The sequence below is a fragment of the Roseomonas sp. CECT 9278 genome (assembly GCF_918698155.1).
Taxonomy (GTDB): domain Bacteria; phylum Pseudomonadota; class Alphaproteobacteria; order Acetobacterales; family Acetobacteraceae; genus Neoroseomonas.
In genome coordinates this window covers 1-25107 of record NZ_CAKKLX010000009.1, presented here as the reverse complement: position 1 = coordinate 25107, position 25107 = coordinate 1, and the positions used below count along the sequence as shown (strand labels likewise).

At 73.4% G+C, this 25107-nt stretch carries 26 protein-coding genes; 14 read left to right on the top strand and 12 right to left on the bottom strand.

Annotated features, from left to right (window positions below; genetic code table 11):
• The first annotated feature begins 12 nt into the window (after nucleotides 1–12).
• Nucleotides 13–960 carry a DUF563 domain-containing protein gene (locus tag LQ222_RS08265; RefSeq protein WP_230165706.1) on the top strand — a complete coding sequence of 316 codons (948 nt, stop codon included), beginning with the start codon at nucleotides 13–15 and terminating at the stop codon, nucleotides 958–960.
• Nucleotides 961–964: 4 nt separating this feature from the next.
• Here the strand turns inward: LQ222_RS08265 and LQ222_RS08260 are convergent, their stop codons facing one another.
• The 4 genes from LQ222_RS08260 to LQ222_RS08245 are packed head-to-tail and all read right to left on the bottom strand — an operon-like array spanning nucleotide 965 to nucleotide 4798.
• The gene (locus tag LQ222_RS08260; RefSeq protein ID WP_230165705.1) at nucleotides 965–2212 is read right to left on the bottom strand and encodes an MFS transporter; all 1248 of its coding nucleotides are present in this window, start codon (nucleotides 2210–2212) and stop codon (nucleotides 965–967) included.
• A gap of 57 nt (nucleotides 2213–2269) precedes the next feature.
• A complete protein-coding gene (locus LQ222_RS08255) occupies nucleotides 2270–3538 on the bottom strand; it encodes a DNA polymerase IV (RefSeq protein ID WP_230165704.1) in 1269 nt (422 codons plus the stop codon).
• Entirely contained in the window at nucleotides 3519–3911 is a 393-nt protein-coding gene (locus LQ222_RS08250) for a hypothetical protein (protein WP_230165703.1), read from the bottom strand. Before LQ222_RS08250 ends, LQ222_RS08255 begins: the two co-directional genes overlap by 20 nt.
• On the bottom strand, nucleotides 3908–4798 hold the full coding sequence (locus tag LQ222_RS08245) for an ROK family protein (RefSeq protein WP_230165702.1): 891 nt from the start codon (nucleotides 4796–4798) through the stop codon (nucleotides 3908–3910). The genes LQ222_RS08250 and LQ222_RS08245 overlap by 4 nt, the downstream gene beginning before the upstream one ends.
• A 217-nt stretch (nucleotides 4799–5015) precedes the next feature.
• Between LQ222_RS08245 and LQ222_RS08240 the strand changes: the two genes are divergently transcribed.
• The 10 genes from LQ222_RS08240 to LQ222_RS08195 all read left to right on the top strand — a co-directional run bounded on the left by LQ222_RS08240 (nucleotide 5016) and on the right by LQ222_RS08195 (nucleotide 14566).
• On the top strand, nucleotides 5016–5255 hold the full coding sequence (locus tag LQ222_RS08240) for a sulfurtransferase TusA family protein (RefSeq protein ID WP_230165701.1): 240 nt from the start codon (nucleotides 5016–5018) through the stop codon (nucleotides 5253–5255).
• Complete coding sequence (locus LQ222_RS08235; RefSeq protein ID WP_230165699.1) at nucleotides 5252–6181, top strand: histone deacetylase family protein; 930 nt, start codon at nucleotides 5252–5254, stop codon at nucleotides 6179–6181. Before LQ222_RS08240 ends, LQ222_RS08235 begins: the two co-directional genes overlap by 4 nt.
• On the top strand, nucleotides 6178–7749 hold the full coding sequence (locus LQ222_RS08230) for a GMC family oxidoreductase (RefSeq protein WP_230165697.1): 1572 nt from the start codon (nucleotides 6178–6180) through the stop codon (nucleotides 7747–7749). The genes LQ222_RS08235 and LQ222_RS08230 overlap by 4 nt, the downstream gene beginning before the upstream one ends.
• Before the next feature lie 100 nt (nucleotides 7750–7849).
• Nucleotides 7850–8548, top strand: coding sequence for an NYN domain-containing protein (locus LQ222_RS08225; RefSeq protein ID WP_230165695.1), 699 nt, complete (start codon nucleotides 7850–7852; stop codon nucleotides 8546–8548).
• Nucleotides 8549–8620: 72 nt separating this feature from the next.
• Nucleotides 8621–9589 (top strand): tripartite tricarboxylate transporter substrate binding protein, encoded by a 969-nt coding sequence (locus LQ222_RS08220; RefSeq protein WP_230165693.1) that lies wholly within the window; start codon nucleotides 8621–8623, stop codon nucleotides 9587–9589.
• Between the two features lie 35 nt (nucleotides 9590–9624).
• The gene (locus tag LQ222_RS08215; protein WP_230165692.1) at nucleotides 9625–9882 is read left to right on the top strand and encodes an exodeoxyribonuclease VII small subunit; all 258 of its coding nucleotides are present in this window, start codon (nucleotides 9625–9627) and stop codon (nucleotides 9880–9882) included.
• 1 nt (nucleotide 9883) lies between these two features.
• Nucleotides 9884–10798 (top strand): polyprenyl synthetase family protein, encoded by a 915-nt coding sequence (locus LQ222_RS08210; RefSeq protein WP_230165690.1) that lies wholly within the window; start codon nucleotides 9884–9886, stop codon nucleotides 10796–10798.
• On the top strand, nucleotides 10798–12717 hold the full coding sequence (gene dxs, locus LQ222_RS08205; RefSeq protein WP_230165689.1) for a 1-deoxy-D-xylulose-5-phosphate synthase: 1920 nt from the start codon (nucleotides 10798–10800) through the stop codon (nucleotides 12715–12717). The genes LQ222_RS08210 and dxs overlap by 1 nt, the downstream gene beginning before the upstream one ends.
• A gap of 312 nt (nucleotides 12718–13029) precedes the next feature.
• Entirely contained in the window at nucleotides 13030–13800 is a 771-nt protein-coding gene (locus LQ222_RS08200) for a hypothetical protein (protein ID WP_230165688.1), read from the top strand.
• A 16-nt stretch (nucleotides 13801–13816) separates the two neighbouring features.
• Nucleotides 13817–14566 (top strand): TlyA family RNA methyltransferase, encoded by a 750-nt coding sequence (locus LQ222_RS08195; RefSeq protein WP_230165687.1) that lies wholly within the window; start codon nucleotides 13817–13819, stop codon nucleotides 14564–14566.
• Nucleotides 14567–14703: 137 nt separating this feature from the next.
• On the opposite strand, the gene LQ222_RS08190 is transcribed toward LQ222_RS08195, so the two are convergent.
• The 5 genes from LQ222_RS08190 to LQ222_RS08170 all read right to left on the bottom strand — a co-directional run bounded on the left by LQ222_RS08190 (nucleotide 14704) and on the right by LQ222_RS08170 (nucleotide 19034).
• Nucleotides 14704–14841 (bottom strand): peptide chain release factor 1, encoded by a 138-nt coding sequence (locus tag LQ222_RS08190; RefSeq protein WP_230165686.1) that lies wholly within the window; start codon nucleotides 14839–14841, stop codon nucleotides 14704–14706.
• A gap of 166 nt (nucleotides 14842–15007) precedes the next feature.
• Nucleotides 15008–15910: a S1C family serine protease gene (locus tag LQ222_RS08185; RefSeq protein WP_230165685.1), complete on the bottom strand. Its 903-nt coding sequence runs from the start codon at nucleotides 15908–15910 to the stop codon at nucleotides 15008–15010.
• 51 nt (nucleotides 15911–15961) lie between these two features.
• Nucleotides 15962–16867, bottom strand: coding sequence for a hydroxymethylglutaryl-CoA lyase (locus LQ222_RS08180; RefSeq protein WP_230165684.1), 906 nt, complete (start codon nucleotides 16865–16867; stop codon nucleotides 15962–15964).
• 136 nt (nucleotides 16868–17003) lie between these two features.
• On the bottom strand, nucleotides 17004–17624 hold the full coding sequence (locus LQ222_RS08175; protein ID WP_230165683.1) for a hypothetical protein: 621 nt from the start codon (nucleotides 17622–17624) through the stop codon (nucleotides 17004–17006).
• Between the two features lie 78 nt (nucleotides 17625–17702).
• Complete coding sequence (locus LQ222_RS08170; protein WP_230165681.1) at nucleotides 17703–19034, bottom strand: FliI/YscN family ATPase; 1332 nt, start codon at nucleotides 19032–19034, stop codon at nucleotides 17703–17705.
• A gap of 301 nt (nucleotides 19035–19335) precedes the next feature.
• Between LQ222_RS08170 and LQ222_RS08165 the strand changes: the two genes are divergently transcribed.
• From LQ222_RS08165 to LQ222_RS08155, 3 genes are all read left to right on the top strand, one after another.
• Nucleotides 19336–20796, top strand: coding sequence for a hypothetical protein (locus tag LQ222_RS08165; protein WP_230165679.1), 1461 nt, complete (start codon nucleotides 19336–19338; stop codon nucleotides 20794–20796).
• Entirely contained in the window at nucleotides 20793–21617 is an 825-nt protein-coding gene (locus LQ222_RS08160; protein ID WP_230165678.1) for a hypothetical protein, read from the top strand. Before LQ222_RS08165 ends, LQ222_RS08160 begins: the two co-directional genes overlap by 4 nt.
• 90 nt (nucleotides 21618–21707) lie before the next feature.
• Complete coding sequence (locus tag LQ222_RS08155; protein WP_230165676.1) at nucleotides 21708–22397, top strand: YjbF family lipoprotein; 690 nt, start codon at nucleotides 21708–21710, stop codon at nucleotides 22395–22397.
• Here LQ222_RS08155 and LQ222_RS08150 read toward each other — a convergent pair.
• The 3 genes from LQ222_RS08150 to LQ222_RS08140 form a co-directional block, all read right to left on the bottom strand.
• Nucleotides 22378–23436 (bottom strand): glycosyltransferase family 4 protein, encoded by a 1059-nt coding sequence (locus tag LQ222_RS08150; protein ID WP_230165675.1) that lies wholly within the window; start codon nucleotides 23434–23436, stop codon nucleotides 22378–22380. The two genes, LQ222_RS08155 and LQ222_RS08150, sit on opposite strands and share 20 nt — an antisense overlap.
• 270 nt (nucleotides 23437–23706) lie before the next feature.
• Nucleotides 23707–24378: a hypothetical protein gene (locus tag LQ222_RS08145; protein WP_230165674.1), complete on the bottom strand. Its 672-nt coding sequence runs from the start codon at nucleotides 24376–24378 to the stop codon at nucleotides 23707–23709.
• Nucleotides 24375–24872, bottom strand: coding sequence for an RNA polymerase sigma factor (locus LQ222_RS08140; protein ID WP_230165673.1), 498 nt, complete (start codon nucleotides 24870–24872; stop codon nucleotides 24375–24377). The genes LQ222_RS08145 and LQ222_RS08140 overlap by 4 nt, the downstream gene beginning before the upstream one ends.
• Between the last annotated feature and the right edge of the window lie 235 nt (nucleotides 24873–25107).

Below are 25107 nucleotides of genomic sequence, written 5' to 3'. Positions count from 1 at the left end.
GCGCCAGGCGGGATGACGGCGTCGCGCCTGCTGCGCCTGCCCGCGCTGTCCTGGCCCACCTGCCCGGCCCGGCTCCATCGCGCGCGCGTCATCGGCGGCGACTGGACGGTCTTCAACACGGCGGGGGCCCTGTGGTGCCCGACGCAGCGGCCGCGCGCCTGCACGCGGCGCGACGGCGCGTCGATCGAGATCGACGCCTCGCTGCCCGTGCAGCACCTGCGCGAACCCGTCGCGCTGCTCGGCGGATCCTGGAACTACTACCACGCGCTGGCGGATTTCGCGCTCAACCTCGGGGCGCTGGAGCAGGTCCCGGGGGGCGCGGCGCGGACGCTCCTGGTCGACGACTTCGCCGAACAATACGCGGCGCGCATCGCGACCGCGCTGGGCGTGGCGCCGGGGCGGTTCCAACGGGTGCCGAAGGACAGGATGGTGCGCTGCGACGACCTGCTGGTGCTGCCCCACGCGCTGGGCGGGGCGGGGCAGTTGCGCGACATGGCGGCGATCGACTGGCTGCGGGCGGCGGCCGCCCGGGCGGCGCTGGCCGACCGGGACGCGCCGGCGCTGCCGCGGCGCATCCTGGTCTCGCGCAGCGGGGCGGCACGGCGGCGTGTCAGGAATGCGCAGGCGATCGCGCGGCTATGTGCGCTGCGCGGCTTCACCGAAGTGCAGATCGAGACATTGCCGCTGGTGCAGGCCTGGCGCCTGTTCGCCCAGGCCGAGGCCGTGGTGGCGCCGCATGGCGCGGGGCTGGCGAACATCCTGTTCATGCAGCGCGGCGCGCTCTTGCTGGAACTGGTGCCGGGGCGCGGCTATTGCCCGCCGATGTTCACCAACATCGCGGCGGTGCTCGGCCTGCGCCATGTCGTCCTGCCGCAGGATGCCGGCCAGAATGCGCCGGACTTCCGCGTCGATCCCGTCGCGCTGCGCACCACGCTGGACACGATGCTGGGGCGCGGCTGACGGATCACCCCCGCACCGGACGGACCGTCGCCAGGATGCCGGCGCCCAGCACCAGGAAGACCAGCACGGTCGACATCCCCAGGGCCTGGCTGCCGGTCGCCGCGGTGACCGCCGCCAGCGCGGCCGGCCCCAGGAAGCCCGTGACACGCCCCGACAGCGCGAACAGCCCGAAATGCGCCGCGCACTGCCCCTCCGGCGCCATCTGCGCCATCAGCGTGCGCGACCCCGCCTGCGCCGGCCCCATGAACAAGCCAAGCGCCATCGCCAGCCCCCAGAACCACGCCACGCTGTCGGTCAGCAGCAAGGCCGCCCCCAGCACCACCATGCTGGCCAGCGCCACCATCACCGTGCGCTTCGACCCCAGGCGGTCCTCGACCAGGCCGAAGCCCGCGGCACCCAGGCCGGCCGTGACATTGAGCGCGATGCCGAACAGCAGGATCTGCTCCATCCCCATGCCATGCACGCCGGCCGCGTAGATGGCGCCGAAGGCGAACAGCGTGTTCAGCCCATCCGTGTAGAACAGCCGCGCGACCAGGAAGCGCAGCATGTCGGGCCGCCCCGGCAGGCCCTGGACCAGGCGCTTCGTCTCGGCCAGGCACGCTGTCACCGCCTGGCCCACCGGCAGGCGCGCACCCGGCGGGTCGGGCACGAACAGCAGCACCGGCCAGGCGAAGACCACCGTCCACAGGCCGACCAGCAGCGCCGTCGCGCGGACATGCTCCGACGCGCCGCGGTCGAGGCCGAACAGCGACGGGTTGGGCTGCACCAGCAGCACCAGCGCCACGCCCAGGCAGGCCAGCCCCCCCGCATAGCCCAGCCCCCAGGCCAGGCCGGAGACGCGGCCCATCGTCCGCGGCGTGGTCACCTCGGGCAGCATGGCGTTGTAGAAGACCGTGCCGATCTCGAAGGCGATGGTCGCGATGCCGACGCACACCAGCGCATAGAGGGTCCAGGACGGGTCGGGCCTGGCGAACCACACCAGCGCGGTGAACATGCCGGTCAGCAGCGTGCAGGCCGCGAGCATGGCGCGCCGCCGCCCGCCATTGTCGGCCAGCGCACCCAGGATGGGCGACAGCAAGGCGATGCACACCGCCGCGATGGTCTGCATCCAGCCCCATTGCGCCTGGCCGGTGGCCGGGTCGGGCGCGATGCCCTGGGTGAAATAGGCGGCGATCACGAAGGTCGAGACGACCGTCGGGAAGGCGCTGTTCGCCCAGTCGAAGGTGGCCCAGGCGATCGCCTTGCGGTTCATGCGATGGGCGTGCCGGAAAGCAGGCGCCGGCGCAAGGGTGTTGCCCCGGGGCCTGCATCATGCGCGCGGCGGCTTGCGAAGGCCGCGGCCGCGCACCACCGCGCCATCGCCGAACTTCGCGCGCAGCGTCTCCACGGCGGCCCAGCGCGCGGCGCGCCGCGGCGCCTCGGGGTCGGCCAGGTCGCCGCGATCGGCGTCGTCGGCCGCCGCCAGCGGCTGCGCGCTGATGCCGATCAGGCGGAACGCCGTGCCATCCGCCTCGCGTGCCAGCAGAGGCCGGGCGGCGTCGAACAGCATGTCGGGCAGGCGCGTCGGCTGCGCCAGGCGCGCCGCGCGGGTGCGTGTCGCGAAGGTTGCGGTCTTCAGCTTCAACGTCACGCCCGCCGCCGCCAGCGCCTTGTCGCGCAGCCGTGCCGAGAGCTTTTCGCACAATCGCCACAGCACCGCCTCGAGCTCCGGCGGCGCCGAGAGGTCGGAGTCGAAGGTCGTCTCGGCGCTGACCGACTTGGTCTCGCGGTCGGGATCGACGCGGCGCGCATCCTCGCCGCGCGCGCGGGCCGCCAGGGCCGGCCCGTCCTCCCCGAAGCGGCGCAGTGCCTCGCGCGGGTCCAGCACGGCCAGCTGCCCCAGCGTGCTGAACCCCGCCGTCGTCAGGCGCTTCGCCATGGCGGGCCCGACGCCCGGCAGCAGCGCGACCGGCTGCGGCGCAAGCCACCCCGCCGCTTCCCGCGCACCGATCACCGCGAAGCCGCGCGGCTTGTCGCGTTCCGCCGCCAGCTTCGCCATCAGCCGGTTCGCCGCCAGGCCGATCGACACGGTCACGCCGACCTCGCGCTCCACCGCCGCGGCGAAGCGCGCCAGCACCACCGCCGGCGGCGCGCCATGCAGCGCCTGCGTGCCCGACAGGTCCATCGCCGCCTCGTCGATCGACAGCGGCTGCACCAGCGGGGTCAGCGCCTCCATCATCGCGCGGATGCGCCGGCCCTCGGCCACATACTTCGCCATGTCCGGCCTAATCACCACGGCATCGGGGCAGGCGGCCAGTGCCTTGAACATCGGCATGGCGGAGCGCACGCCGCGCGTCCGCGCGATGTAGCAGCAGGCCGAGACCACGCCGCGCCGGCCGCCGCCCACGATCACCGGGCGGGTCAGCAGGTCCGGCCGGTCGCGCTTCTCGACGCTGGCATAGAAGGCATCGCAATCGACATGCGCGACCGCGAGCGCGAACAGGTCGTCATGCGCGACCATGCGGCGCGACCCGCAGGCCGCGCACCGCGCCAGGGCGCGGTCGTCCGGGCGCAGGCAGTCACGGCACAGCGACGGCATGGCGGCGCACCGCGAAGGGCATCGCCACCAGCCACGCGAGCAGCGCGAGGCCGGTGAGCTGCAGCGTCAGGTCGCGCGGCGCACGGCCCGCGCTCAGGCCGCTGGCATCCAGCAGCAGCCCCAGCGCGGCATCGCTGGCCAGCACCAGCGCCAGCGCAATGCCGGCCATGGCGGCGCGTGCGCGCAGCGTGGGCGCCGCCAGCCGCGCCACCACCCGCCGCGCCGCGAGCCAGAGCAGCAGCGCCATCGCCGCGGCCTCGGCCATCGCGGCGCCGGGCGCGCCGATCGCCGGCACCAGCAGCAGCTCGCGCAGCGGCCCCAGCACGCCGCCGGCGGCGAAGGCGAGCGCGCCATAGATCAGCCCGGCGTTCACGCGCCGTCCCACAGCCGCGCCGCGCCGAACACGCCGGACGAATCGCCGTGCCGCGCCTGCACCACGGGCGTGCGCGCCACGTCGCCCAGCACGTGCCGGGCCATCAGCGGCGGCACGTCGCGGTACAGGTGCGCCATGTTCGACAGCCCGCCGCCGAGCACCACCACGTCGGGGTCGATGATGTTGGCGATCAGGCCGAGCGCGCGCGCCAGGCGGTCGGTGTGGCGCGCCAGGGCGGCCTGTGCCTGCGCCTCGCCGGCGGCGGCGCGCGCCGGGATGCTTCCGGCATCGCGCGCACCCGGCCCGTCGCAATCGGCCGCCAGGCCCGGGCCCGACAGGAAGGTCTCGAGGCAGCCATGCCGCCCGCACCAGCAGCGCGGGCCGGGGAATTCGTCATGCGTCATCCAGGGCAGCGGCGTATGGCCCCACTCGCCGGCGGTGCCGTTCGGGCCGTCGAGGATGCGCGCCGAACTGACGATGCCGCCGCCGCAGCCGGTGCCGATGATGACGGCGAAGACCGTGCGGTAGCCGGCGCCGGCGCCGTCCGCCGCCTCGCTCATGGCCAGGCAATTGGCGTCGTTGGTGACACGCACCTCGCGCCCGATCGCGGCCGCGACATCGCGGTCGAGCGGCCGGCCGTTCAGCGCCTGGGAATTGGCATTGCGGACCAGGCCGGTGGCCGGGCTGAGGCTGCCCGGGATGCCGATGCCGACGCTGCCGCGCATGCCGGTCTCGCGCTCGGCCTGCGCCACCACCGCGGCGATCGTCTCGACGATGCTGTCATAGCCCTGCGGCGTCGGCCGGCGATGACGCAGCCGCACCACGCCGTCGCGGTCGAGTGCCACGATCTCGATCTTGGTGCCGCCGAGGTCGATGCCGAACCGCATGCCGTCCCATCCCCGAACGCCGTAGCCGCCATCATATGGCCCGGCACGGCCCTGGCTGCGAGCCGCCCACGGGCCGGCTGCGGCCTTTGGCAAGCCGACGACAGCCCGGCCGAATCGAGCGCCGTGGCGACGCCCCTGGGTGCAGTGTGCACCGGCGGCGGGTCGGCACGGAACCCCGCGCTGGACGCGATGCGCGGCGGGTGGTGCAATCATCGCCATGAGCGAGACGCTGCTCGATGTGAAGGGCCTGAGCTGCCCGCTGCCGGTGCTCAAGGCCAACAAGGCGCTGCGCGGGCTGCCGGCGGGGGCGCGGCTGACGGTGCTCGCCACCGACCCCGCCTCGGTCGCGGATTTCCGCGCCTTCTGCAAGGAGACCGGCCACGCGCTGGTGGCCTTCGGGGAAGAAGCCGGCGCCTACCGCTTCGTGATCCGCAAGCGCGAGGACCCGCCGGCGTGAGTGTCCTGCTGCTGACGCACCGCGCCTGCCTGCACCATGATCCGGGGCCGCACCATCCGGAATGCCCGGACCGGCTGCGATCCGTGCTCCGCGCCCTGGAGGCCGGGGAGTTCGTGGACCTCATCCGCGACGAGGCGCCGCTGGCGACCGAGGCGCAGCTCGCGCGCGTGCATCCGGGGAACTACGTCGCCGCCATCCTGGGGATCCGCCCCGAACCCGACGAACGCGTGGCGCTGGATGGCGACACCATCATGTCCTGGGGCAGCGCCGAGGCCGCGCTGCGCGCCGCCGGCGCCGCCGTGGCCGCGGTGGATGCGGTGATGAGGGGCGAGGTCCGCCGCGCCTTCTGCGCCACGCGCCCGCCGGGGCATCATTGCGAACCCGGCCGGCCGATGGGGTTCTGCCTGTTCGCGAATGCCGCGATCGCGGCGCGCCACGCGCAGGCCGAACACGGCGCGCAGCGCGTCGCGGTGGTGGATTTCGACGTCCACCACGGCAACGGCACGCAAGCCTGCTTCGACGCCGATGCATCGGTGTTCTACGCCTCGTCGCACCAATGGCCGCTGTATCCCGGCACCGGCGACGAGACCGAGCACGGCGTCGGCAATATCCTCAATGTGACGCTGCCGCCGGGGGCGGATGGCGCGGCCTTCCGCGCCGCCTGGGCGGAGCGGATCATCCCCGCGATCGAGGCCTTCGCGCCCGACCTGCTGGTGATCTCGGCCGGCTTCGACGCGCATGCCGCCGACCCGCTGGCGCAGCTGCGCGTGCGGGAAGCCGACTTCGCCTTCGTGACCGAGGCGCTGTGCGCCGTGGCCGACCGCTGCTGCGGCGGGCGCGTGGTCAGCCTGCTGGAAGGCGGCTACGACCTGGAGGCGCTCGGGCGCTCGGCGGCGGCGCATGTGCGGGCGCTGATGCGGGCATGAGGTACGACGTGATCGTGGTCGGCGCCGGGTCAGCCGGCGCGCCGCTGGCGGCACGGCTGTCGGAGGACCCCCACCGCCGCGTGCTGCTGCTGGAAGCCGGGCGCGACTGGCGTTCGGCCGAGGCCCCGGCCGCGCTGCGCAGCGCCAACATCATCCCGTTCATGCACGACCCGGCGCACCAGGCCGCCTGGCAATGGCCGGGGCTGACGGCGCGCCGCACCGCCGTGCAGGACCCCCGCTTCTACTGGCGCGGCAAGGCGCTGGGCGGGTCGTCGGCGGTGAATGCGCAGATCGCCATCCGCGGCGTGCCGGCGGCCTTCGACAGTTGGGCCGAAGCCGGCTGCGAAGGGTGGTCGGCGGCCGATGTGCTGCCGATCTACGACGCCATCGAGGATGACGCGGATACCGGGCTCGCGCCCGGCCTGCGCCGCGGCGGGCCGCTGCCGGTGTTCCGCATGCCGGTGGACCGCTGGGGCGCGGTGGATCTGGCGCTGCGCGATGCGGCGCTGGAAGCCGGGTATCGCTGGAAGGCGGATTTGAACGCGCCCGAGGGCGAGGGGATTTCCTGCAACCCGATCAACCTGCGCGATGGCAAGCGCGTCACGACCAATGACGGGTATCTCGAACCCGCGCGTGGGCGGAAAAACCTGACGATCCGCGGCGGCGCGCTGGTCGATCGGGTGTTGTTCGATGGCGCGCGGGCGCGCGGCGTGCGCGTGCGCTTCGGCGATGCGTGGGAGGAGGTCGCCGCGCGCGAGGTGGTGCTGTGTGCCGGCGCGATCCATTCGCCCTGCATCCTGATGCGGTCGGGCATCGGGCCGGCGGCGGCGCTGCGTGGGCTGGGCATCGCAGTGGTCGCCGACCTGCCCGCGGTCGGGCAGCATCTGATGGACCACCCGATCCTCCGCGCGACGCTCGCGCTGAAGCCGCAGTTCCGCGCGCAGGGTACCGAGGCGCGCCACACCAATTGCTGCCTGACCTACAGCAGCGGCCTGGCGGGCGGCGGCGAGCGCGACATGATCATGATCGCCTACAATCATCGCGGATTGACGACGGACGGGCTGCCGGCGGGCGAGGGGGCGATCGGCGTGGCGCTCTACGACGCCTTCTCGCAGGGGGAATTGCGCCTGGTCTCGGCGGACCCGGAGGCGCAGCCCGTGGTCGACGAGAACATGCTGGCCGACCCGCGCGACCGCGAGCGCATGCGCAACGGCGTGAAGCGCCTGGCGCAGCTGTGCGTGCGCGATCCGGTAGCGGGCATCGCGGAGGCGGTCACCTTCGGCGACAGCGGGCTGTCGATTCAGGCCGCGGCGGGGCTGCCGGATGGCGACCTCGATGCGCTGATGCTGCGCGAGGCATCCGACATCCAGCACGCCGCCGGGACATGCCGGATGACGGCGCATGAGGATCCGCGCGGGGTGGTGGACCCGGATCTGTGCGTGCGCGGGGTGGCGGGGCTGCGGGTGGCGGATGCGTCGATCATGCCGACGGATTGCCGGGCGAACCTGCACTTCACGTGTGTGATGATCGGGGAGATGGCGGCGCGAAGGATGCGCAGGGCAATGTGACTGCAGTGGGAGGTCGCGCACCGAATCTCACCGAAGGTGATGAGCCGTCCGATCCGGAGGAAAAGCAGCCCGCTTTCCTGATCGTCGCCGCCGCCTGGCCGTGCTGATCGATGCGGACAATGCCAGCCACCGCACGATACCGGACCTGCTCGCGACCATCGAGGCTCATGGCACGACCGTCATCCGCCGCGCATACGGCGACTGGCGCAGTTCGAACCTGGATGTCTGGAAGCAGTTGCTCAAGGCATTCGCGATCCGACCCATCCAGCGTTTTCCGATCCGCGGCGGCACAGGCAGGGGCAGGAACGCGACGGATATCGCCCTTGTCGTCGATGCCATGGACCTGCTCCACACCGCTCCGCTGGACGGTTTCTGCATCGTGTCGAGCGACAGTGACTTTGCCGACCTCGCGCTTCGCATCAGGGAAGCCGGGTTGATGGTGATCGGTGTCGGGCGGACGGCAACGCCCGACGCCTTCCAAGCATGCTGCACAATCTTCATTCCGACCGATGCCCGCGTGCCGCACACCGCGACGCCTCGGAAAGCGGTTGCCGCGGTGGCGGCGAATGACGCGAAGCGCGTCGCCGCCTATGGGAGGGCGATACTCCAGGCGACAAGGGATGGCGAATGGGCGCGGCTGACGGATCTCGGAGCGACAGTGCCGACTGGGTTGCGCGCGAAACTGAAGTGGCTCGACAGGCAGTCGGCTTTCGTGGTCGACAAGCGCCAATTCAAGGGCCAGCCGCCTGACGTGGATTGCATCATGCTCCGCACGTCTGCGATGCCGAAGAAGGGTTGAGACGCCCCCCACCCTGGACGCGCCCCCCACCCCGTCCTATCTCGCCCCCGACCTTCCGGGAGGACGCCCCCCATGAACCGCCGCACCCTGCTGGCCCTGCCGGCCGCCGCCCTGCTGCCCGCGACCGCGGCCGCCCAACCCGCCTGGCCCACCGCCCCCATCCGCGCCATCGTCCCCTTCGCCCCCGGCTCCGCCACCGACACCGTCGGCCGCCTACTCGGCGAGGGCATGCGCGCCACGCTTGGCCAGCCTGTCGTGGTCGAGAACCGCGCCGGCGCCAACGGCCTGATCGGCGCCGAGGCCGTCGCCCGCGCCACGCCCGACGGCAACACCCTGCTGGTCGGCACCAACTCCACCAACGCCGCCGCCCGCGCCCTGTTCCGCCAGGTGCCCTTCGACATGGAGAACGGCTTCGCGCCGATCTCCACCATCGCCACCGTCCCGCTGCTGGTCGCCGTGAAGGCCGACAGCCCCTACCGCACGCTGGCCGACCTCATCACCGCCGCCCGCGCGCGGCCGGAGGGCATCACCTACGCCACCGCCTCCTCCTCCCAGCAGGTTGCGGCGGCCGCGCTGGCCGCCCAGGCGAACGTGCGGATGCTCGGCGTTCCCTACCGCTCCTCGCCGCTCGCGGTGCAGGACATGCTGGCCGGGCGCGTCGACATGTTCATCGCCGACCAGGCGGTCATCCTGCCGCAGGCCCAGGCTGGCTCGCTGCGCATCCTGGCCGTAACCTCGGCCCAACGCTCCGCCGCCGTGCCCGACGTGCCGACGGTGCGCGAGGCCGGCTCCCTGCCGGAGTACGAGGTGATCGCCTGGTTCACCCTCTTCGCCCCCGCCGGCACGGCGCCCGACCGCATCGCGCTGCTCAACCGCGCCGTGCAGGCCGCACTCGCCACCGAGGAGATGCGCTCGCGCCTGGCCGGCGCGCTCGGCATGACCGTCCGCGGCTCGACGCCCGAACAGGCCGCCGCCTTCGTGCGCGCCGAGACCACCAAGTGGACCAATGCCATCCGCCAGGCCGGGATCGAGCCGCAATAGCCTTCCCCCCCGATTGACTGTTAACCTCGCCTGACATGGCCAGGACAAGCACAGCGGCGGGCGACACGCCCCCCGACATCGCAACCCTCACCTTCGAGCAGGCTCTGGCCGAGCTCGAAGGCATCGTGAAGGCGCTGGAATCGGGCGCCGGGGCGCTCGAAGCCTCGGTCGCCGCCTACCAGCGCGGCGCCGCGCTGCGCGGCCATTGCGAGCGCAAGCTCGCGGAGGCCGAGCAGAAGGTGCAGGCCATCGTGGAAGGGCCCGCCGGGCTGACCCTGCGGGACGTGGAGTAGCATGGACACCATGACGGCTTCCGCCGACGCCCTGCGCGCCGCCATGGCCGAGGCCGCCATCGAGATCGACCAGGCGCTCGACATGCTGATCCCGCGCGCCGAGGGGCTGGAGGCCCCGCTGTTCGATGCGATGCGCTACGCCGCGATGGGCGGCGGCAAGCGGCTGCGCGGCTTCCTGGTGCTGGAAGGTGCGCGGCAATTCGGCGTCTCGCGCGATGCCGCGCTGCGCACCGCCGCCGCGATCGAGATGCTGCACGCCTATTCGCTGGTCCATGACGACCTGCCCTGCATGGACGACGACGACCTGCGCCGCGGCAAGCCCACCGTCCACAAGGCCTTCGACGAAGCGACCGCGGTGCTCGCCGGCGATGCGCTGCAGGCCAATGCCTTCTATGCCCTGGCCGAACCCGAGGCGCATTCGGACAGCTTCGTGCGCGCCGAATTGTGCCGCGGCCTGGCCCGCGCCGCCGGCCCGCGCGGCATGTGCGGTGGCCAGATGATGGACATGATGGCCGAACGGGTGGGCGAACCGCTCGAGGAAGCCGAGATCGGCCGCCTGCAGATGCTCAAGACCGGCAAGCTGATCGAATTCTCGGCCGAGGCCGGCGCCATCCTGGGCAAGGCGCCATTGCAGATGCGCCACGCCTTCGCCGCCTATGGTCGTGACCTGGGCGCGGCCTTCCAGATCGCCGACGACCTGCTGGACGCGACGGTCAGCGCCGAGCAAGCCGGCAAGCGCACCGGCAAGGATGCCGCCGCCGGCAAGGCCACGCTGGTCGGGCTGCTCGGGCTCGACCGCGCCCGTGCGCAGGCGGAACGTCTGGCCGCCCAGGCGGCGGCGCATCTGGACGCATTGGGTGATCGTGCCGATCTGTTGCGCGCGCTCGCCGGCTACGCGATCGCGCGGAGGAATTGATGAACCGCCCGGCCACCCCCCTGCTGGATCGCGTGAGCGTCCCGGCCGACCTGAAGAACTTCTCCGGCGACCAGCTCAAGCGCCTGGCCGAGGAATTGCGCGCCGAGACGATCGACGCGGTGTCCTCCACCGGCGGGCATCTCGGTGCGTCGCTCGGCGTGGTGGAATTGACCGTGGCCGTGCATGCGGTGTTCGACACGCCGAATGACCGGCTGATCTGGGATGTCGGCCACCAGGCCTATCCCCACAAGATCCTGACCGGGCGGCGCGACCGCATCCGCACGCTGCGCCAGGGCGGCGGGCTGTCGGGCTTCACGCGGCGGTCGGAATCCGAATACGACCCCTTCGGTGCGGCGCATTCCAGCACGTCGATTTCGGCCGGCCTCGGCATGGCGGTGGCGCGCGACCTGAAGGGCGACGACCGGCACGTCATCGCCGTGATCGGCGACGGCGCCATGAGCGCGGGCATGGCCTACGAGGCCATGAACAATGCCGGCGCGTCGAAGGCGAACCTGATCGTCATCCTCAACGACAACGACATGTCGATCGCCCCGCCGGTGGGCGCGATGTCGGCCTATCTGTCGCGCGTGGTCTCCTCGCGCCCCTTCCTCAGCCTGCGCGACCTGATGGCGCGGGTGGCCAAGCGCTTCCCCGCGCCGCTGGAACGCGCCGCCCGCCGCGCCGACGAATACGCGCGCGGCCTGCTGACCGGCGGGACATTGTTCGAGGAGCTGGGCTTCTACTATGTCGGCCCGGTCGATGGGCATGACCTCGACCACCTGCTGCCGGTGCTGCGCAACCTGCGCGACACCGACCATGCCGGCCCCATCCTGCTGCATGTCGTCACCCAGAAGGGCAAGGGCTACGCGCCCGCCGAGGCAGCCTCGGACAAGTATCACGGCGTGCAGAAGTTCAACGTCGTGACCGGCGAACAGGCCAAGGCGCCGCCCGGCCCGCCGACCTACCAGAAGGTGTTTGCCACCGCGCTGATCGCCGAGGCCGAGCACGACGACACCATCGTCGCGATCAACGCCGCCATGCCGTCAGGCACCAGCCTCGACATGTTCGGCAAGAAATTTCCGAAGCGCTGCTTCGATGTCGGCATCGCCGAACAGCACGCCGTCACCTTCGCCGCCGGCATGGCGACCGAGGGCATGAAGCCCTTCTGCGCGATCTATTCCACCTTCCTCCAGCGCGCCTACGACCAGATCATGCACGATGTCGCGCTGCAGTCGCTGCCGGTGCGCTTCGCGATGGACCGCGCCGGGCTGGTCGGTGCCGACGGCGCGACGCATGCGGGCATCTTCGACATCGCCTATTTGGGCTGCCTGCCGGGCATGGTGCTGATGGCCGCGGCGGACGAGGTCGAGCTGATGCACATGGTCGCCACCGCCACCGCGATCGACGACCGCCCGACCGCCTTCCGCTACCCGCGCGGCGAGGGCCTGGGTCTTGCGCTGCCGGCGCGCGGCACGGTGCTGCCGATCGGCCGCGGCCGGGTGCTGCGCGAGGGCACGTCGATCGCCATCCTGTCCTATGGCGCGCGGCTGGCCGAATGCCTGAAGGCGGCGGATGAGCTCGCGACGCACGGCCTGTCCTGCACCGTCGCCGATGCCCGCTTCGCCAAGCCGCTCGACGCCGCGCTGGTGGAACGCCTGGCGCGCGAACACGAAGTTCTGATCACCATCGAGGAAGGCTCGATCCTCGGCTTCGGCGCGCTGGTGATGCACCACCTGGCGGAGCGCGGGCTGCTCGATGGCGGGGTGAAGTTCCGCCCGATGTGCCTGCCGGACCGCTTCATCGACCACGACGCGCCGCGCAAGCAATACGATGAAGCGGGGCTGAACGCGCCGCAGATCGCCGCGACCGCGCTGGCGGCGCTGGGCCAGGCCCACAAGGCGCAGCCCGCGCGCGCCTGACATGCGCGGGCTTCGGTGACACAACCGGCACGTGTCGCGACGCCCGCGATACGATTGGGTCAGCCGGACTGTCGTTGTGAATTGACAGTGCCATTGTCACAGTCGCCGAGGCGGGGCTAGGCTTACCCCCAGGGATGGTGCCGCCTCGCCGGGGCGGACCAGGGCCCAGCCCCTGCGAGGTGCGGCACGCGCGTCCACGCCGCAGGACATGGCAATGCGACGGCGGGAATCCGCCGGGAGAAAGGGGGGCTGATCAGAATGTCGCCGCTCGACGGGACCGCCCGACCGCCCACCGCCCGGTTCAGCCCGGTGATGCCCCTGACCGCCGCGCGTCGCGGCGCCCTCCTGGCGAATGTCGCCGCCCAACTGCTGGTGCCGGCGCTGGCCGCGCGCTTCGGCGCGCCGCGGGCCGGCACCTGGCGGTCCGACGCCGCCGCCCTGGCGGGCACCCTGGCCGATGGCACGCTGGCGGACGGCATCGCCGCGCTCGCCGCGCTCAATCCCGATGGGCACATGTTCCGCCCGATCTGCCGCGACATCATCCTGCCGGCCGCCGATGCGCTGCGGCGGCGCTACGATCCGACCGAATTCGACCAGACCGAGCGCCTCGCGAAGGTGTGGCAGCTGCGCATGTGCCTGCTGTCGCTGGACGATGCAGAAGTGCCGGGCAGCGGCGAGCCGGCGTCCATGAACACCGCGCTGACGCTGTCCGGCGCGCTTGACATGCCGAGCGTGGAGCACGGCGTGGCGCTGCGCTTCTTCGACCGCGCCGGCTGGGATGTGTGCGACGTGCCGAGCCACGGTGCCGAGGAAGCGCGCGATTCGGCGCATGACCGCACCTTCGACGTCGCCTGGATCAGCATCGAGCCCGGCGCGCAGGAGGCCGATATCCGCGCCACCGTGGAGGGCCTCCGCCGCGCCTCGCGCAATGCCGCGATCCTGGTGCTGGGCGGCGGGCTGCCGGGCCAGGTGCCTGGCGATGCCAGCGCGCTTGCGCTCGATGGCTTCACCGGCAGCGCGATCGAGGCCGCGGTGATCTCCGAGACCGCGCTGCGCCTGCGCCGGGCCGGCCTGCGCGACTGATGACGGCCGGGGCGCCATGAGCGGCCCCGGGCGGGTGCGTGCCGATGTCCTGGTGGTCGAACGCGGCCTGGCCGTGTCGCGGCCCCGTGCCCAGGCCCTGATCCTGGCCGGCAAGGTGTTCTCGGGCGAACGGCGCATCGACAAGGCGGGGGACCTGCTGGCCTGGGACCTGCCGCTCGAACTGCGCGGGCAGGACCATCCCTGGGTGAGCCGCGGCGGCATCAAGCTGGCACATGGGCTCGCGCATTTCGGGCTGGATCCGGCAGGGCGCGTCGCGGTGGATGTGGGTGCGTCGACCGGCGGCTTCACCGACGTGCTGCTGACCCGCGGGGCGGCGCGCGTCTATGCGGTGGATGTCGGGCATGGGCAGCTCGACTGGAAGCTGCGCAACGATCCGCGCGTGGTGGTCCTGGAACGCACCAACGCCCGCCACCTGGGCACGGAGCAGGTGCCCGAGGCGCCCGGCGCGGTGGTCTGCGATGCGTCCTTCATCGGGCTGCGGACGGTGCTGCCGGCTGCTCTCGGCCTGGCGGCCCCGGGCGCCTTCGCGGTCGCGCTGATCAAGCCGCAATTCGAAGCGGGGCCCGATCGCGTGGGCAAGGGCGGCGTGGTGCGCGACGCGGCGGTGCACGACGACGTCTGCGCGACCATCCGGGACTGGTGGGCGTCGCTGCCCGCCTGGCGCGTCCTGGGCATCGAGCCGAGCCCGATCACCGGCCCCGAGGGCAATCGCGAATTCCTGATCGCGGCGGTGAAGGACGCATAGGGGCCGACCGGCCGGCGATGCGCGCGCCGCGGCCCAAAGCCGTTGCCGCTCGCCTTGGCTCGCTTCAGTGCCTCTGGATCATTGATGGAACGGGCAACTTTGCCCGATCGGAGGATTCCGTCTGATCGCGACCTGCCCTACCGGCGCGCCGGCTCGGGCTTGCGCGCCAGTTCGGCCGCCAGCGCCCAGACCCGGTTCGCGTCCATGCGCGTCTCGGGGTCGTTCAGCAGGCGGTCCAGTTCCGCCATCCGCCGCTCGATCTCGGCTTCGGACATGCAACCTCCGTTCGCCGCGCTGCGCGACCTCATCATCATCATCGCCACTCAAAGCGCCGGAATGACGGAAAGGTTGCGGCAAGGGCGTGGCAGCCCGCAGTGACGTGGCGCATGGTGCGGGTCGCCGGACCGGTCCTGCGGGCCTCACGGCCCGCGGCGCGCCGGGTCAGGCGCGGCACAGCACCTGGAAGACCGCCGGCGCCACGGTGGCCGACACCGCCCGCGCGCCCGTGCCGCCCTGCGGGCCACGCGCCGGGCGGACATTCTGCTCGGCCAGGAAGCGTTCCACCTCGGTCGCGCGGATGGCGAAGTTGACGCCCTGCGGCAGGGAGCCGGTGGCCCGCAGCACCGCCAGGTCGTTCAGCCGACCGACCGCGACGCCCAGCAGCAGCCCGGCATCATCCACCGCCGGCCCGCCGGAATTGCCGGGCTGAACCGCGGCGTTCATCTGGAAGCGGGAGACATCGCCGCCCGGCCCGGCCAGGCCGGTCACGATGCCGTTGGTCACGTTGATGCCGGTGCCCAGCGCCTGGCCATAGGGGAAGCCGAAGACCAGCACGGTCTCCCCCAGGTCCACCGCCGCCTGCGGCCGGAACCGCACGACCGACCCGAAGCCGCGCCCGGTATCGATCAGCGCCAGGTCGCGCCGGCGGTCGGCCGCCACCACGCGGACCGGGCGCCCCTGTTCGTCCACCACGCTCGCGCAGCCCTGCACGACATGGGCGTTGGTCACCGCAAGCCCGTTGGCGGTGACCGCGAAGGCCGACCCGGTGCTGGTGGCTCGGCCGGACCGTGGGCGCGGCGCGGGTGCCTCGGCCACCGCGTCGCCGCCGCCCGCCGGCTTGCCGTCGGCCCCGGGCGTGGGCGCCGGCGCGGCGGCACGCGGCGGCGCCTCGACCGGCACGGCGCGGCCATCGGGCAGGCGGACATAGCGCGCCACCGGCGCGGTGCCGCCGCCATAATCGGCCACGAAGGTGCCGCCATCCCCGCCGCCCGGCAGGGCAGCCCCGGGCGGCGGCTCGGCGGCGCAGGCGCCGATCAGCAGGAGAAGGGGGAGGACCGGGCGCATCACGGGGTCAGATTGGGTGCCACGGGCGCGCAAGGAAGGGGGCGCGCAGCATCATGCCGCCAGCCGCGCCGCCGGCACCGCGCGCATCCGCCCGCCCGGGACGGCGCCGGGGATGCCGGCCGCCATGTCGGCGGCGACCAGCAACCGCGGCCAGTCCACGCCGGTCTGCACGCCCATGCGGGCAAACATCCAGGCCACGTCCTCGGTCGCCACGTTGCCGGTGGCGCCCGGCGCGAAGGGGCAGCCGCCGATGCCGCCGGCGGCGCTGTCGAACACGCGGCAGCCGGCCTCCCAGGCGGCGGAGACATTCGCCACGCCCATGCCGTAGGTGTCGTGGCCGTGGAAGGCGAAGCGGCCGCCCCACTTGCCGATGGCGTGGCGGAAGATGCGCCCCACCTGGTCGGGGCTGGCATTGCCGGTGGTGTCGGCCAGCGCGATCTCCATGTCGGGATCGAGGGCGACGATGCGCTCGATCCAGGGCATCACCTCGGCCTCGCTCACCACGCCGTCGAAGGGGCAGTGGAAGACGCAGGACAGGTTGAAGCGGATCAGCGTGCCCTTGGGCGTGTCGCGCACCAGCTTCGCCAGTTCGTCGAAGGATTCCTCGCGCGTGCGGTTGAGGTTCGCCTTGTTGTGCCCGGCGGTGGCCGACATGAAGAAGCCGAGCCGGTCGGCGCCGTGTTCGATCGCCGCATCGAAGCCGCGGCGGTTCGGCACCAGCACGGTGGATTCCAGGCCGGGCATCTGCTTGCAGGCGGCCAGCACGATCTCGGTCTGCGCCATCTGCGGGATCGCCTTGGGCGACACGAAGGACCCGACTTCCATCCGCCGCAGCCCGGCATCGTAGCAGGCCTGGATCAGCGCGATCTTGGCGTCGGTCGAGACCGGCGAGGCCGGGTTGATGGACTGGATGCCGTCGCGCGGGGCGACCTCGCTGATGATGGCGGTCTCGGGCATGGGGCGGGGTCCTCGGTGGGCGGCACCGCTGGATGTAGTCCCGGAAGGTGTCGCGCGGCAACGCGCGCGTAGGTCAATCGCGCGGCAACGCGCGCGTCAGGGGAGCGCGCCAGACCGCCGGCGCCAGCGCGGCCCCTCAGCCCGCCGCGCCGCCGGCACCCTCGAAGCGATGGACCAGCTCGGGCCGCGCCACCGCGGCGAAGGCGGCCGTGAATTCCGCGGCATCGACGCCATGCTCCCGCAGCATCGGCTCCAGCGCGGCGAACAGGTAGTCGCCATCCTGCACCAGGGTCGGGAAATGCAGCAGCACATGCGGCACCCGGAACCGCGCGATCGTGCACAGCAGGGCGTGGTTCACGTTGAGCAGCGCCCCCCGCTGCCGCTGCTCGGTCGGCGCCAGCCACATCCCGCCCTGCCGCTCGCCCTCGCGCGAGACGCGGATCCGGCTGGCCGCCGCGTCGGCGGCGGCGCGGACCGGCAGGATCACCAGCTTCACCCGGACCTGCGCGGTCTCCAGCAGGCGATGCAGCACCTGCGCGATGCGCGGCGACTTCACCACATACGGCCAGCGCGCGGGCTGGAGGTGGGAGAATTCCAGCCCGGCCCGCGACACGCCGTTGACCGATTCCAGGGCGGCCTGCCGCGTGAAGCCGGTGTCGAAGCCAAGGAAGGTGAAAAGCTGGACCAGGAAGGTCGTGCCGGTGCGGCCCATGCCGGTGATCACGACATGGCCGGCGGACTTGTCCGTTCGTTGCATCGCGCTGGCTCCCGCTGCTGCGGCCGGGGCTGCTCATGCACCGGCGCGCCGCGCGCGCAAAGGGGGCGCGGGGGGCGCTCAGCCCTCGCCCGCCATCGCCGCCGCCAGGGCGGCGAAGGCCTGGTCGGGGTCGCTGGCCTCGCCCTTGGGCTGCGCCAGCACCTGCTCGATCGCCGGCGCCAGGCGCACGGCCTCGTCCGCCTGCGGGTCATGGCCGATCCGATAGGCCCCCAGCCGCACCAGGTCCTTCACCTCGGCATAGGTGGACAGCAGCCGCCGTGCCTCGGCCACCAGCGGGCGCTCATGCGGGTCGAGCACCGCCGGCGCGGTGCGGCTGAGCGAGCGCAGCACATCCACCGGCGGGTAGCGCCCGGCCTCGGCGATGCGGCGGTCCAGCACGACATGCCCATCGAGGATGCCGCGCACCGCATCGGCCACCGGTTCGTCGTGGTCGTCGCCTTCCACCAGCACGGTGAACAGGGCGGTGATGGCGCCGCCGCTTCCCTCCGGCCCCGGCCCGGCGCGTTCCAGCAGCCGCGGCAATTCGGTGAAGACGGATGGCGGGTAGCCGCGCGTGGCCGGCGGTTCGCGCACCGCCAGGCCGATCTCGCGCAGCGCGAGCGCGAATCGCGTCACGCTGTCCATCAGCAGCAGCACCTGCTTGCCCTGGTCGCGGAAATGCTCGGCGACGGTCATGGCGGCATAGGCGGCCTCGCGCCGCAGCGGCGCCGCGGTGTCGGATGTCGCGCAGATCACCACCGACTTCGCCAGGCCTTCGGCGCCGAGGTCGTCTTCGAGGAATTCGCGCAATTCCCGCCCGCGTTCACCCACCAGCGCGAAGACGATGACATCCGCCGCCACGCCCCCCGCCAGCATGGCCATCAGGGTGGATTTCCCCACGCCCGAGGCGGCGAAGAGCCCCAACCGCTGCCCCTGCCGCACCGGCGCGAACAGATCAAGCACCCGCACGCCGAGCGCCAGGCGCGGCCCCAGCCTGGCCCGCTGCCCGGCGGCCGGCGCCGGCGCATGGGTCGGGCGCCGCGCCGCGCCGGGGGCCGGCGGCGGCCGCCCGTCCATCGGCGCACCCATCGGGTCCAGCACGCGCCCCAGCCAGGCATCGCCCACCGCCAGCGCCGGGCGCGGCGCCAGCACCGCCCGCGCCCCCGCCGACAGGCCGGTGATCGGACCCAGCGCGACAGCCTCCGCCCGCCCGTCACGGAAGGCGGCGATCTCGGCCAGCACGGGCGCGCCGGCTGGCGGTTCGACACGCAGCCGGTCGCCGATCGCCGCCAGCGGGCCGAAACCCTCCAGCGTGATCGCGAGCCCCCCCAGCCCGGTGACGGTGCCATGCACCGCCTGCGGCGGCAGGGTGCCAAGGGCGGCGGCGGTGGCGGCAAGGTCAGGGCGCATCCCGGCATCATGGACGTGGCGGGTTGGCGGCACGTTAGCGACCGCGGGCACGGCACCTTCCTGATCACGCCGGCACCGGCATCGGCCGGCACCCGGCAGCCCGCGGCGGCGGGCGTTGGCGCGCGCCGAACGGCGCCTGCTCCCGCGGTCCGGGAACGCCCGCGCTGCGGCCTTCCTGCACGGGTGCTGCAGCGCAATAGGGCAACCGTCACTTTTCCGCATCACTGTGGCTTCGCTGCGCTTGCGCGGCCCCGTGCCACGCGACCATTGTAGGGTCCGTTCTCCCCCCGGAAGGCCCCGCATGCGCCTGCGTTTCCTGGCGATGGCAGCCTGCCTCGCCTTGTCCCCCCTCGCCGCCCTCGCCCAGGCCGCGCCGCGGCAGGCCGCCCCGCCGCCACCCCCCGTGCGCGAGCGCGAAGCCACCATCACCAACCAATCCGGGCAGACCCTGCGCGAGCTCTATGCCGCCCCCCCCGGCAGCGAGGCCTTCGGCCCCGACCTGCTCGGCGCCGACACCGTGCCCGACCGCGGCAATTTCCGCGCCCGCATCCAGGCCACCGACTGCACGCTGGAATTCCGCGCCGTGTTCCAGGACGGCACCGAGGAACGCCGCCGCCAGAACATCTGCCAGAACCGCCGCGTGCAGTTCGGCGACCCCGCCATCCCGCTGCGCGAGGCCACCATCCGCAACGAGACCGACACCACCCTGCTGCAGCTGTTCGCCGCGCGGCCGGGCGGCGATGGCCGCGGCCCCGACCGGCTCGGCGAGAATGTGATCGAGCCCTCGCGCGAATTCCGCATCCGCCTCGGCCGCACGCGCGACTGCATCTTCGACATCACCGCCATCTTCGAGGATGGCGAGGAAGACACGCGCGCCGCGGTGAACCTGTGCCGCGACCCGCGCATGACCTTCGGCGACCCCAACGCGCCGCGGCGCGAGGCACGCATCGCCAATACCGCCGACCGCACGATCCGCGAATTCTACGCCTCGACCCGCGCGCCGCTGGCCTGGGGGGCCGACCGGCTCGGCAACACGGTGCTCCAGCCGGGCACCAACTTCACGCTGCGGCTGCGCGGTACGGCCTGCCTGTGGGACCTGCGCGCCGTCTATGACGACGATGCCGAGGAAGTGAAGCAGGGCATCGACCTGTGCACCACGCGGGACGTGGCCTTCGACGGCTCGGGCGCGCCGCGCCCGCCGGAACGGCGCGTCACGCTGGTCAACCGCCACGGCGCCACGATCCAGGAAGTCTACCTCTCCGGCGTCTCGGAGGAGGATTGGGGCCCCGACAGGCTGGGCGAGGAAGTGCTGCCGCGCGGCCAGCGCCGCGAGGTCTCCGCCAGGCTGCGCGACTGCGAGGGCGACCTGCGGATCGTCTTCGAGGAACGCCGCGCCGCCGAGGAACGCACCGGCATCAACCTGTGCGAGACCGGCACTATCGTGCTGCGCCCGGGCTGGACCCTGGCCGACCGGCTGGATGAGGGCGAGGACTCCGCCGATACCGGCCCGCGGCCCGGCAGCGTGCGCCTGCGCAACGCCGCCGAGGTGCCGGTCGCCGAAATCTACGCCGATGCGCCCGGCGCGCCCCGCGGCGTCGACCGGCTGGGCCGCACCGTGCTCGGCGTGAACGAAACGCTCGATTTCGCCCCGCCCGAGGGCACGCCCTGCCTGGTCGACCTGGTCGCGGTGTTCCGCGACGGGCGGGAGATGATCCTGGCCGGCACCGACATCTGCGCCGGGGTGGAGCTGGAGCTGCGGTGAAGCGGCTGCTGCTCGCCGCCGCCCTCCTCGCCGCCGGTCCCGCCGCCGCGCAGGGGATCCCGGAGGCGCTGCGCGGCACTTGGGCGCAGGGCGGCTGCACCACGCCCACGGCGGTGCTGCACCTGACGGCACGCAGCGTGGTCCGGCTGCCGGCCGATGGCCCGGCCCGCCTGGTGCGGCTGCGCGGCCTGCGCGCGCTTGGCGACTGGACGCTGGGCACCGGCGCCGGGGCCGAGGCGCCGCGCGTGCTGTTGCGCGCCGCCGGCGACGCGCTGGAGACCGCCGAGCCCGACGCCAAGCTGCGCGACGACCGCCTGCCCGGCGACACGCCCGTGCGGCACTGGGCGCGCTGCGCCGTGCCGCCGCCGGCGCTCGCTGTCCTGCATGGCGAGGGCCTGGCGGCGCTGGCCGCGCTGGAGCGGCTCGAAGCCGCCTGCCAGGCGGGAACGATGGCGCCCTGCCTCGCCGCCCTGGTGGCGGTGGCGGATGTCTCGGGCGACGGGCTGCTCGGCGTGGCGGAGGTGGCGCGGCTGCTGCGCGGCACGGCCTGGGCGATGGCGGCCCAGGATGGCGGCGAGCCGGAGGCGCTGGCGGCCGCGGTGGGTCTGGGCGGCATCGCGGCGTTGGCGGCCGCGCGGCTGCTGGTCGATGGCCTCGATTTCGACGGGGATGGACGGCTTTCGGCGGCCGAACTGGCGCAGGACCGCGCCGCCTGGCCGTCCGGCGGCGATGCCGCGGCGGGGCGGCCGGTGGCGCTGGAGGCGCTTGGCGACGGCGCGGGGCTGTTGCGGGGCCTGCTGGAGCGGCTCGCGAGCCAGTAGCGGCGGACCGCCGGTCGCCGGTGCCGGGCCATCCGGCGCGCGCCTCGAATTTCGCCTGACGGTTAAATAGTGTGGTGATATTCTCGCCTCGTGCGAGGAATTCTCCTGCTCTCCGCCCTGCTGCTCGGCGCCTGCGGCAATACCACCGGCGCCGACGTGCTGCGCGTCATGGTCTGGCCCATCCCGCTTCCCGACAGCCTGTTCGAGGCCAGCACCGCGCTGCCCGAGGCCGATTGGACGACCGCCGGCGAGGCCGTCCAGGCGGAGGCCGCGCTGGCGCTCACGCTCGGCTCGCGCCGCGGCGTCGCCACCCTGGTGCAGGCCGAGGGCGAGCGCCGCATGTGGCGCACCGCCGGCGGCGTGGTGGTCGCCACCGAGGGGCCGCGCATCGTCGCCACGGCGGGGCTGCGCGAAGTGGTCGCCGCCACGCGCTTCGACGGCGTGGATCCGCTGACCCGCATCGGCGAGCTCGGCAGCACCGCGGTCAGCGGCGCGCGTGTGGTCGATGTGATGCGCTCGGAGACCGACCCGTCCCGCATGCGCTTCGGATTGCGGCTCGATTGCCGCGTCAGCGTGGCGCCGGCGGAGGTCGAGGACACGCTGCTGGTGCGCGAGACCTGCCGCGGCGCCGCGACCTTCACCAACCGCTTCTGGGCCGATGCGCGCAGCTACGCCGTGTTCCGCTCGGAACAATGGGTTGGCGAAGGCCTGCCGCCGCTGGTGGTGGAGGTGCTCGGGCCGCCCGCGGCGCCGCCCGACATCATGCCTCTGCCCAGGTGAGGCCGGCGCGTCGCATCCGCCACAGCACATAGGCCACCCAGGCGGCCTGCACCGCCAGCGCCGGCAGCACCACCAGCGGCTTGGTGCCCGCCGGCAGTTGCACGAACAGCCACACCAGCGCGCCATGGAACAGCACGAAGCCCCAATGCAGGCCGGCCACGGCGCGCACGCCGATGCCGCTGCGCTGGGCCATCTGGTACAGGTGGGTCCGATGCGCCGCCGCCACGCGCCGGCCCATCGCCGCGCGCCGCAGCAGCGTGAAGGCGGCATCGAACAACAGCCCGAACAGCAGCAGCGGCACGATCAGGAACGACAGCTGCGCCGCGTCGAACCCCGCCGCCGCCACCGCCAGCACCGCCATCATGAAGCCGAGGAACTGGCTGCCCACATCGCCCATGAAGATGCGCGCCGGATGCAGGTTGAACGGCAGGAACCCCGCCAGCCCCGCCGCCAGCAGCAGCGACGCCGCATAGACGAACCAGCCGCCGCCATCCCCCGCCGCCACGCACAGGATCACCGCCGCCAGGAACACCGACCCGCCGACCAGCCCGTCCAGCCCGTCCATGAAGTTCACCGCATTGGTGCAGCCGACGATCCAGAACAGCGTGATCGGCACGCCGAGCCAGCCCAGCGGCACCACCCCCGCCCAGGGCAAGGCAAACCGCTCCAGCACCAGCCCGCTGCCGATCGCCACCAGCGCCGCCAGCGCCTGCGCCCCCAGCTTCACCGCGAAGCGCAGATCCGCGACGTCATCCCACAGGGACACCAGCGCGATCGCCACCGCGGCGCCGATCACGCCGCCGAACTGCAGCGCCGGCAGCCGCGCAAAGGCCGCCCCCAGATACAGCACCACCATCCCCAGCACGAAGGCGACCACCACCCCCAGGCCACCGCCGCGCGGCGTCGGGCGCAGGTGGGACGATCGCGCATTCGGATGGTCGAGGATCGGCCAGGCGATCATCAGCCGCACCACGGCCGCCGACACCAACGCCAGCACGCCCGCGAACGCCAGATGCCGGAGAACCGCTTCGAACAGCATGCGAGGGCTATGCCCCGGGCGCGGCAGGGGGTCCAGCGGGGGTGGTGGCGGGGCGGCGGGGGCCAGCCCCCCGGCCCCCCCGCCGGGGGCATACATGCCCCCGGACCCGCGGAAACGAAGGGCTGGCGGGGAGGAGGGGCTCGTCGGCGGATCCAACGCGACGGGCGCTGGCGGCCCCTCCTCCCCACCAGCCCTTTGACCCCGGGTCAGGGAGGCGGTTGCCTCCCAGCGGGAGGGTCCGGGCGGGCTGGCCCTCCCGATGGCGCATCCTCACCGCACGCGCCACCCGCGCGCCCGTGCCGCGCCTTCCGCGTTCGCATCCAGGGCCTGCCCGGCCCCCAGGCGTTCGAGCATCTCGGCAATCACCGGATCGTCGGCGCCGGCGGGTTGGAAGCTGCCGCCCTCGGCGCTGCGCGCCACCGCGACGCGCAGGCGCCAGCCTTCGGGGTCGCGGCAGGCCAGGCCCTGCACCGTGCCGGTCTCGTCGGGGATGGCGAAGCGCCGGCAATAGACGCCGCCCTCGGCCAGGTACGTGCCGGCGACGACCACGCCCTGGCCGCCCGCGCCGTCCAGCGCCGTGGCGACGCGCGCAGGCAGCAGCCCGGCTTCGGGGGCTGCGCCGCCAGGCAGCGGCAGGCGGGGGCCGAGGAAGGCGCCCAGCAGCAGCCCGGCCGCCGCCGCCAGGGCCGCCAGGCGCCAGGGGTTGCGGCGGTTGTCGTTGACCGCGGGCGGCGCGGTGGCGGCCGCCAGCAGGCGCGCGGGCACCGGTTGGTCGAGCACATCGCGGAAGGCGCCGGCGGCGATGCGCCGGCCATCCGCCAGCAGCGCCACGCGCTCGGCCAAGGCCGGGTCGGCATCGAGCAGCGCGGCGATGCGATTGACCTCGGCCGGGGGCAGGCTGCCGTCGGCGAAGGCCATCAGGGTTTCGTCGGGGATGCTCATCGGTCGCTCTCCCCCAGTGCCTTGGCCAGCGCGATGCGGCCGCGCGCCGCGCGGCTCATCACCGTGCCCGGCGGCACGCCGAGCACGGCAGCCGCCTCGGCATAGGTCAGGTCCTCGATGCATGTCAGCACAAGCGCCTCACGCTGGTCGTGGGGCAAACGCAGCAGGGCGCGCTCCGCGTCCCGCAGGTCGAGCAGGTTCATTGTAACGCTGGCGCCGTCGGCGCCGGGGATGGATTCGGCGTCGTCCAGCGTTTCATGCACGCCACCGCGGGCCGCCCGCCGGCGATGGCTGTCCAGCCAGAGGTTGCGCAGGATGCGGAACATCCAGGAATCGAAGCGGGTGCCGGGGGTAAAGCCATCCTGGCTGCGCAGCGCGCGTTCGCAGGCTTCCTGCACCAGGTCGTCGGCCTGGTCCGGCCGGCCGCACAGCGCCTGCGCGAAGCGGCGCAGCCGGGGCAGCAGCGCGACCAGGTCGGTTTGGAAGGTGGACACGCGATGGCTGCTCCGAAGGCCGGGGTGTCGCATCGCCGGGCGCGACGCCCATATGCCGGGAAGATGCACATGACAGGCAAGGCGGCAATGCGGCGCCCGCGCGCCATGGCGCTGGCGGCGGTGGCGCTGGTCCTGCTGGCCGGCGGGGCGCCGGCGCGCGCCGATGACGGCGACGATGGCGGCGGTGGCGGCGGCGGGGGTGGCGCAGGCGGCGGCGCGGGGGCCGGCGGCGGAC

Bases quoted from the DNA above. Each gene is read 5' to 3' on its own strand.
- LQ222_RS08180 (WP_230165684.1), bottom strand. From the start codon at position 16,867: ATGCCCGAGACCGCCATCATCAGCGAGGTCGCCCCGCGCGACGGCATC.
- LQ222_RS08230 (WP_230165697.1), top strand. From the start codon at position 6,178: ATGAGGTACGACGTGATCGTGGTCGGCGCCGGGTCAGCCGGCGCGCCG.
- LQ222_RS08220 (WP_230165693.1), top strand. From the start codon at position 8,621: ATGAACCGCCGCACCCTGCTGGCCCTGCCGGCCGCCGCCCTGCTGCCC.
- LQ222_RS08240 (WP_230165701.1), top strand. From the start codon at position 5,016: ATGAGCGAGACGCTGCTCGATGTGAAGGGCCTGAGCTGCCCGCTGCCG.
- LQ222_RS08255 (WP_230165704.1), bottom strand. From the start codon at position 3,538: ATGCCGTCGCTGTGCCGTGACTGCCTGCGCCCGGACGACCGCGCCCTG.
- LQ222_RS08195 (WP_230165687.1), top strand. From the start codon at position 13,817: ATGAGCGGCCCCGGGCGGGTGCGTGCCGATGTCCTGGTGGTCGAACGC.
- LQ222_RS08265 (WP_230165706.1), top strand. From the start codon at position 13: ATGACGGCGTCGCGCCTGCTGCGCCTGCCCGCGCTGTCCTGGCCCACC.
- dxs (WP_230165689.1), top strand. From the start codon at position 10,798: ATGAACCGCCCGGCCACCCCCCTGCTGGATCGCGTGAGCGTCCCGGCC.
- LQ222_RS08200 (WP_230165688.1), top strand. From the start codon at position 13,030: ATGCCCCTGACCGCCGCGCGTCGCGGCGCCCTCCTGGCGAATGTCGCC.
- LQ222_RS08170 (WP_230165681.1), bottom strand. From the start codon at position 19,034: ATGCGCCCTGACCTTGCCGCCACCGCCGCCGCCCTTGGCACCCTGCCG.
- LQ222_RS08150 (WP_230165675.1), bottom strand. From the start codon at position 23,436: ATGCTGTTCGAAGCGGTTCTCCGGCATCTGGCGTTCGCGGGCGTGCTG.
- LQ222_RS08190 (WP_230165686.1), bottom strand. From the start codon at position 14,841: ATGTCCGAAGCCGAGATCGAGCGGCGGATGGCGGAACTGGACCGCCTG.
- LQ222_RS08215 (WP_230165692.1), top strand. From the start codon at position 9,625: ATGGCCAGGACAAGCACAGCGGCGGGCGACACGCCCCCCGACATCGCA.
- LQ222_RS08175 (WP_230165683.1), bottom strand. From the start codon at position 17,624: ATGCAACGAACGGACAAGTCCGCCGGCCATGTCGTGATCACCGGCATG.
- LQ222_RS08210 (WP_230165690.1), top strand. From the start codon at position 9,884: ATGGACACCATGACGGCTTCCGCCGACGCCCTGCGCGCCGCCATGGCC.
- LQ222_RS08260 (WP_230165705.1), bottom strand. From the start codon at position 2,212: ATGAACCGCAAGGCGATCGCCTGGGCCACCTTCGACTGGGCGAACAGC.
- LQ222_RS08145 (WP_230165674.1), bottom strand. From the start codon at position 24,378: ATGAGCATCCCCGACGAAACCCTGATGGCCTTCGCCGACGGCAGCCTG.
- LQ222_RS08185 (WP_230165685.1), bottom strand. From the start codon at position 15,910: ATGCGCCCGGTCCTCCCCCTTCTCCTGCTGATCGGCGCCTGCGCCGCC.
- LQ222_RS08245 (WP_230165702.1), bottom strand. From the start codon at position 4,798: ATGCGGTTCGGCATCGACCTCGGCGGCACCAAGATCGAGATCGTGGCA.
- LQ222_RS08165 (WP_230165679.1), top strand. From the start codon at position 19,336: ATGCGCCTGCGTTTCCTGGCGATGGCAGCCTGCCTCGCCTTGTCCCCC.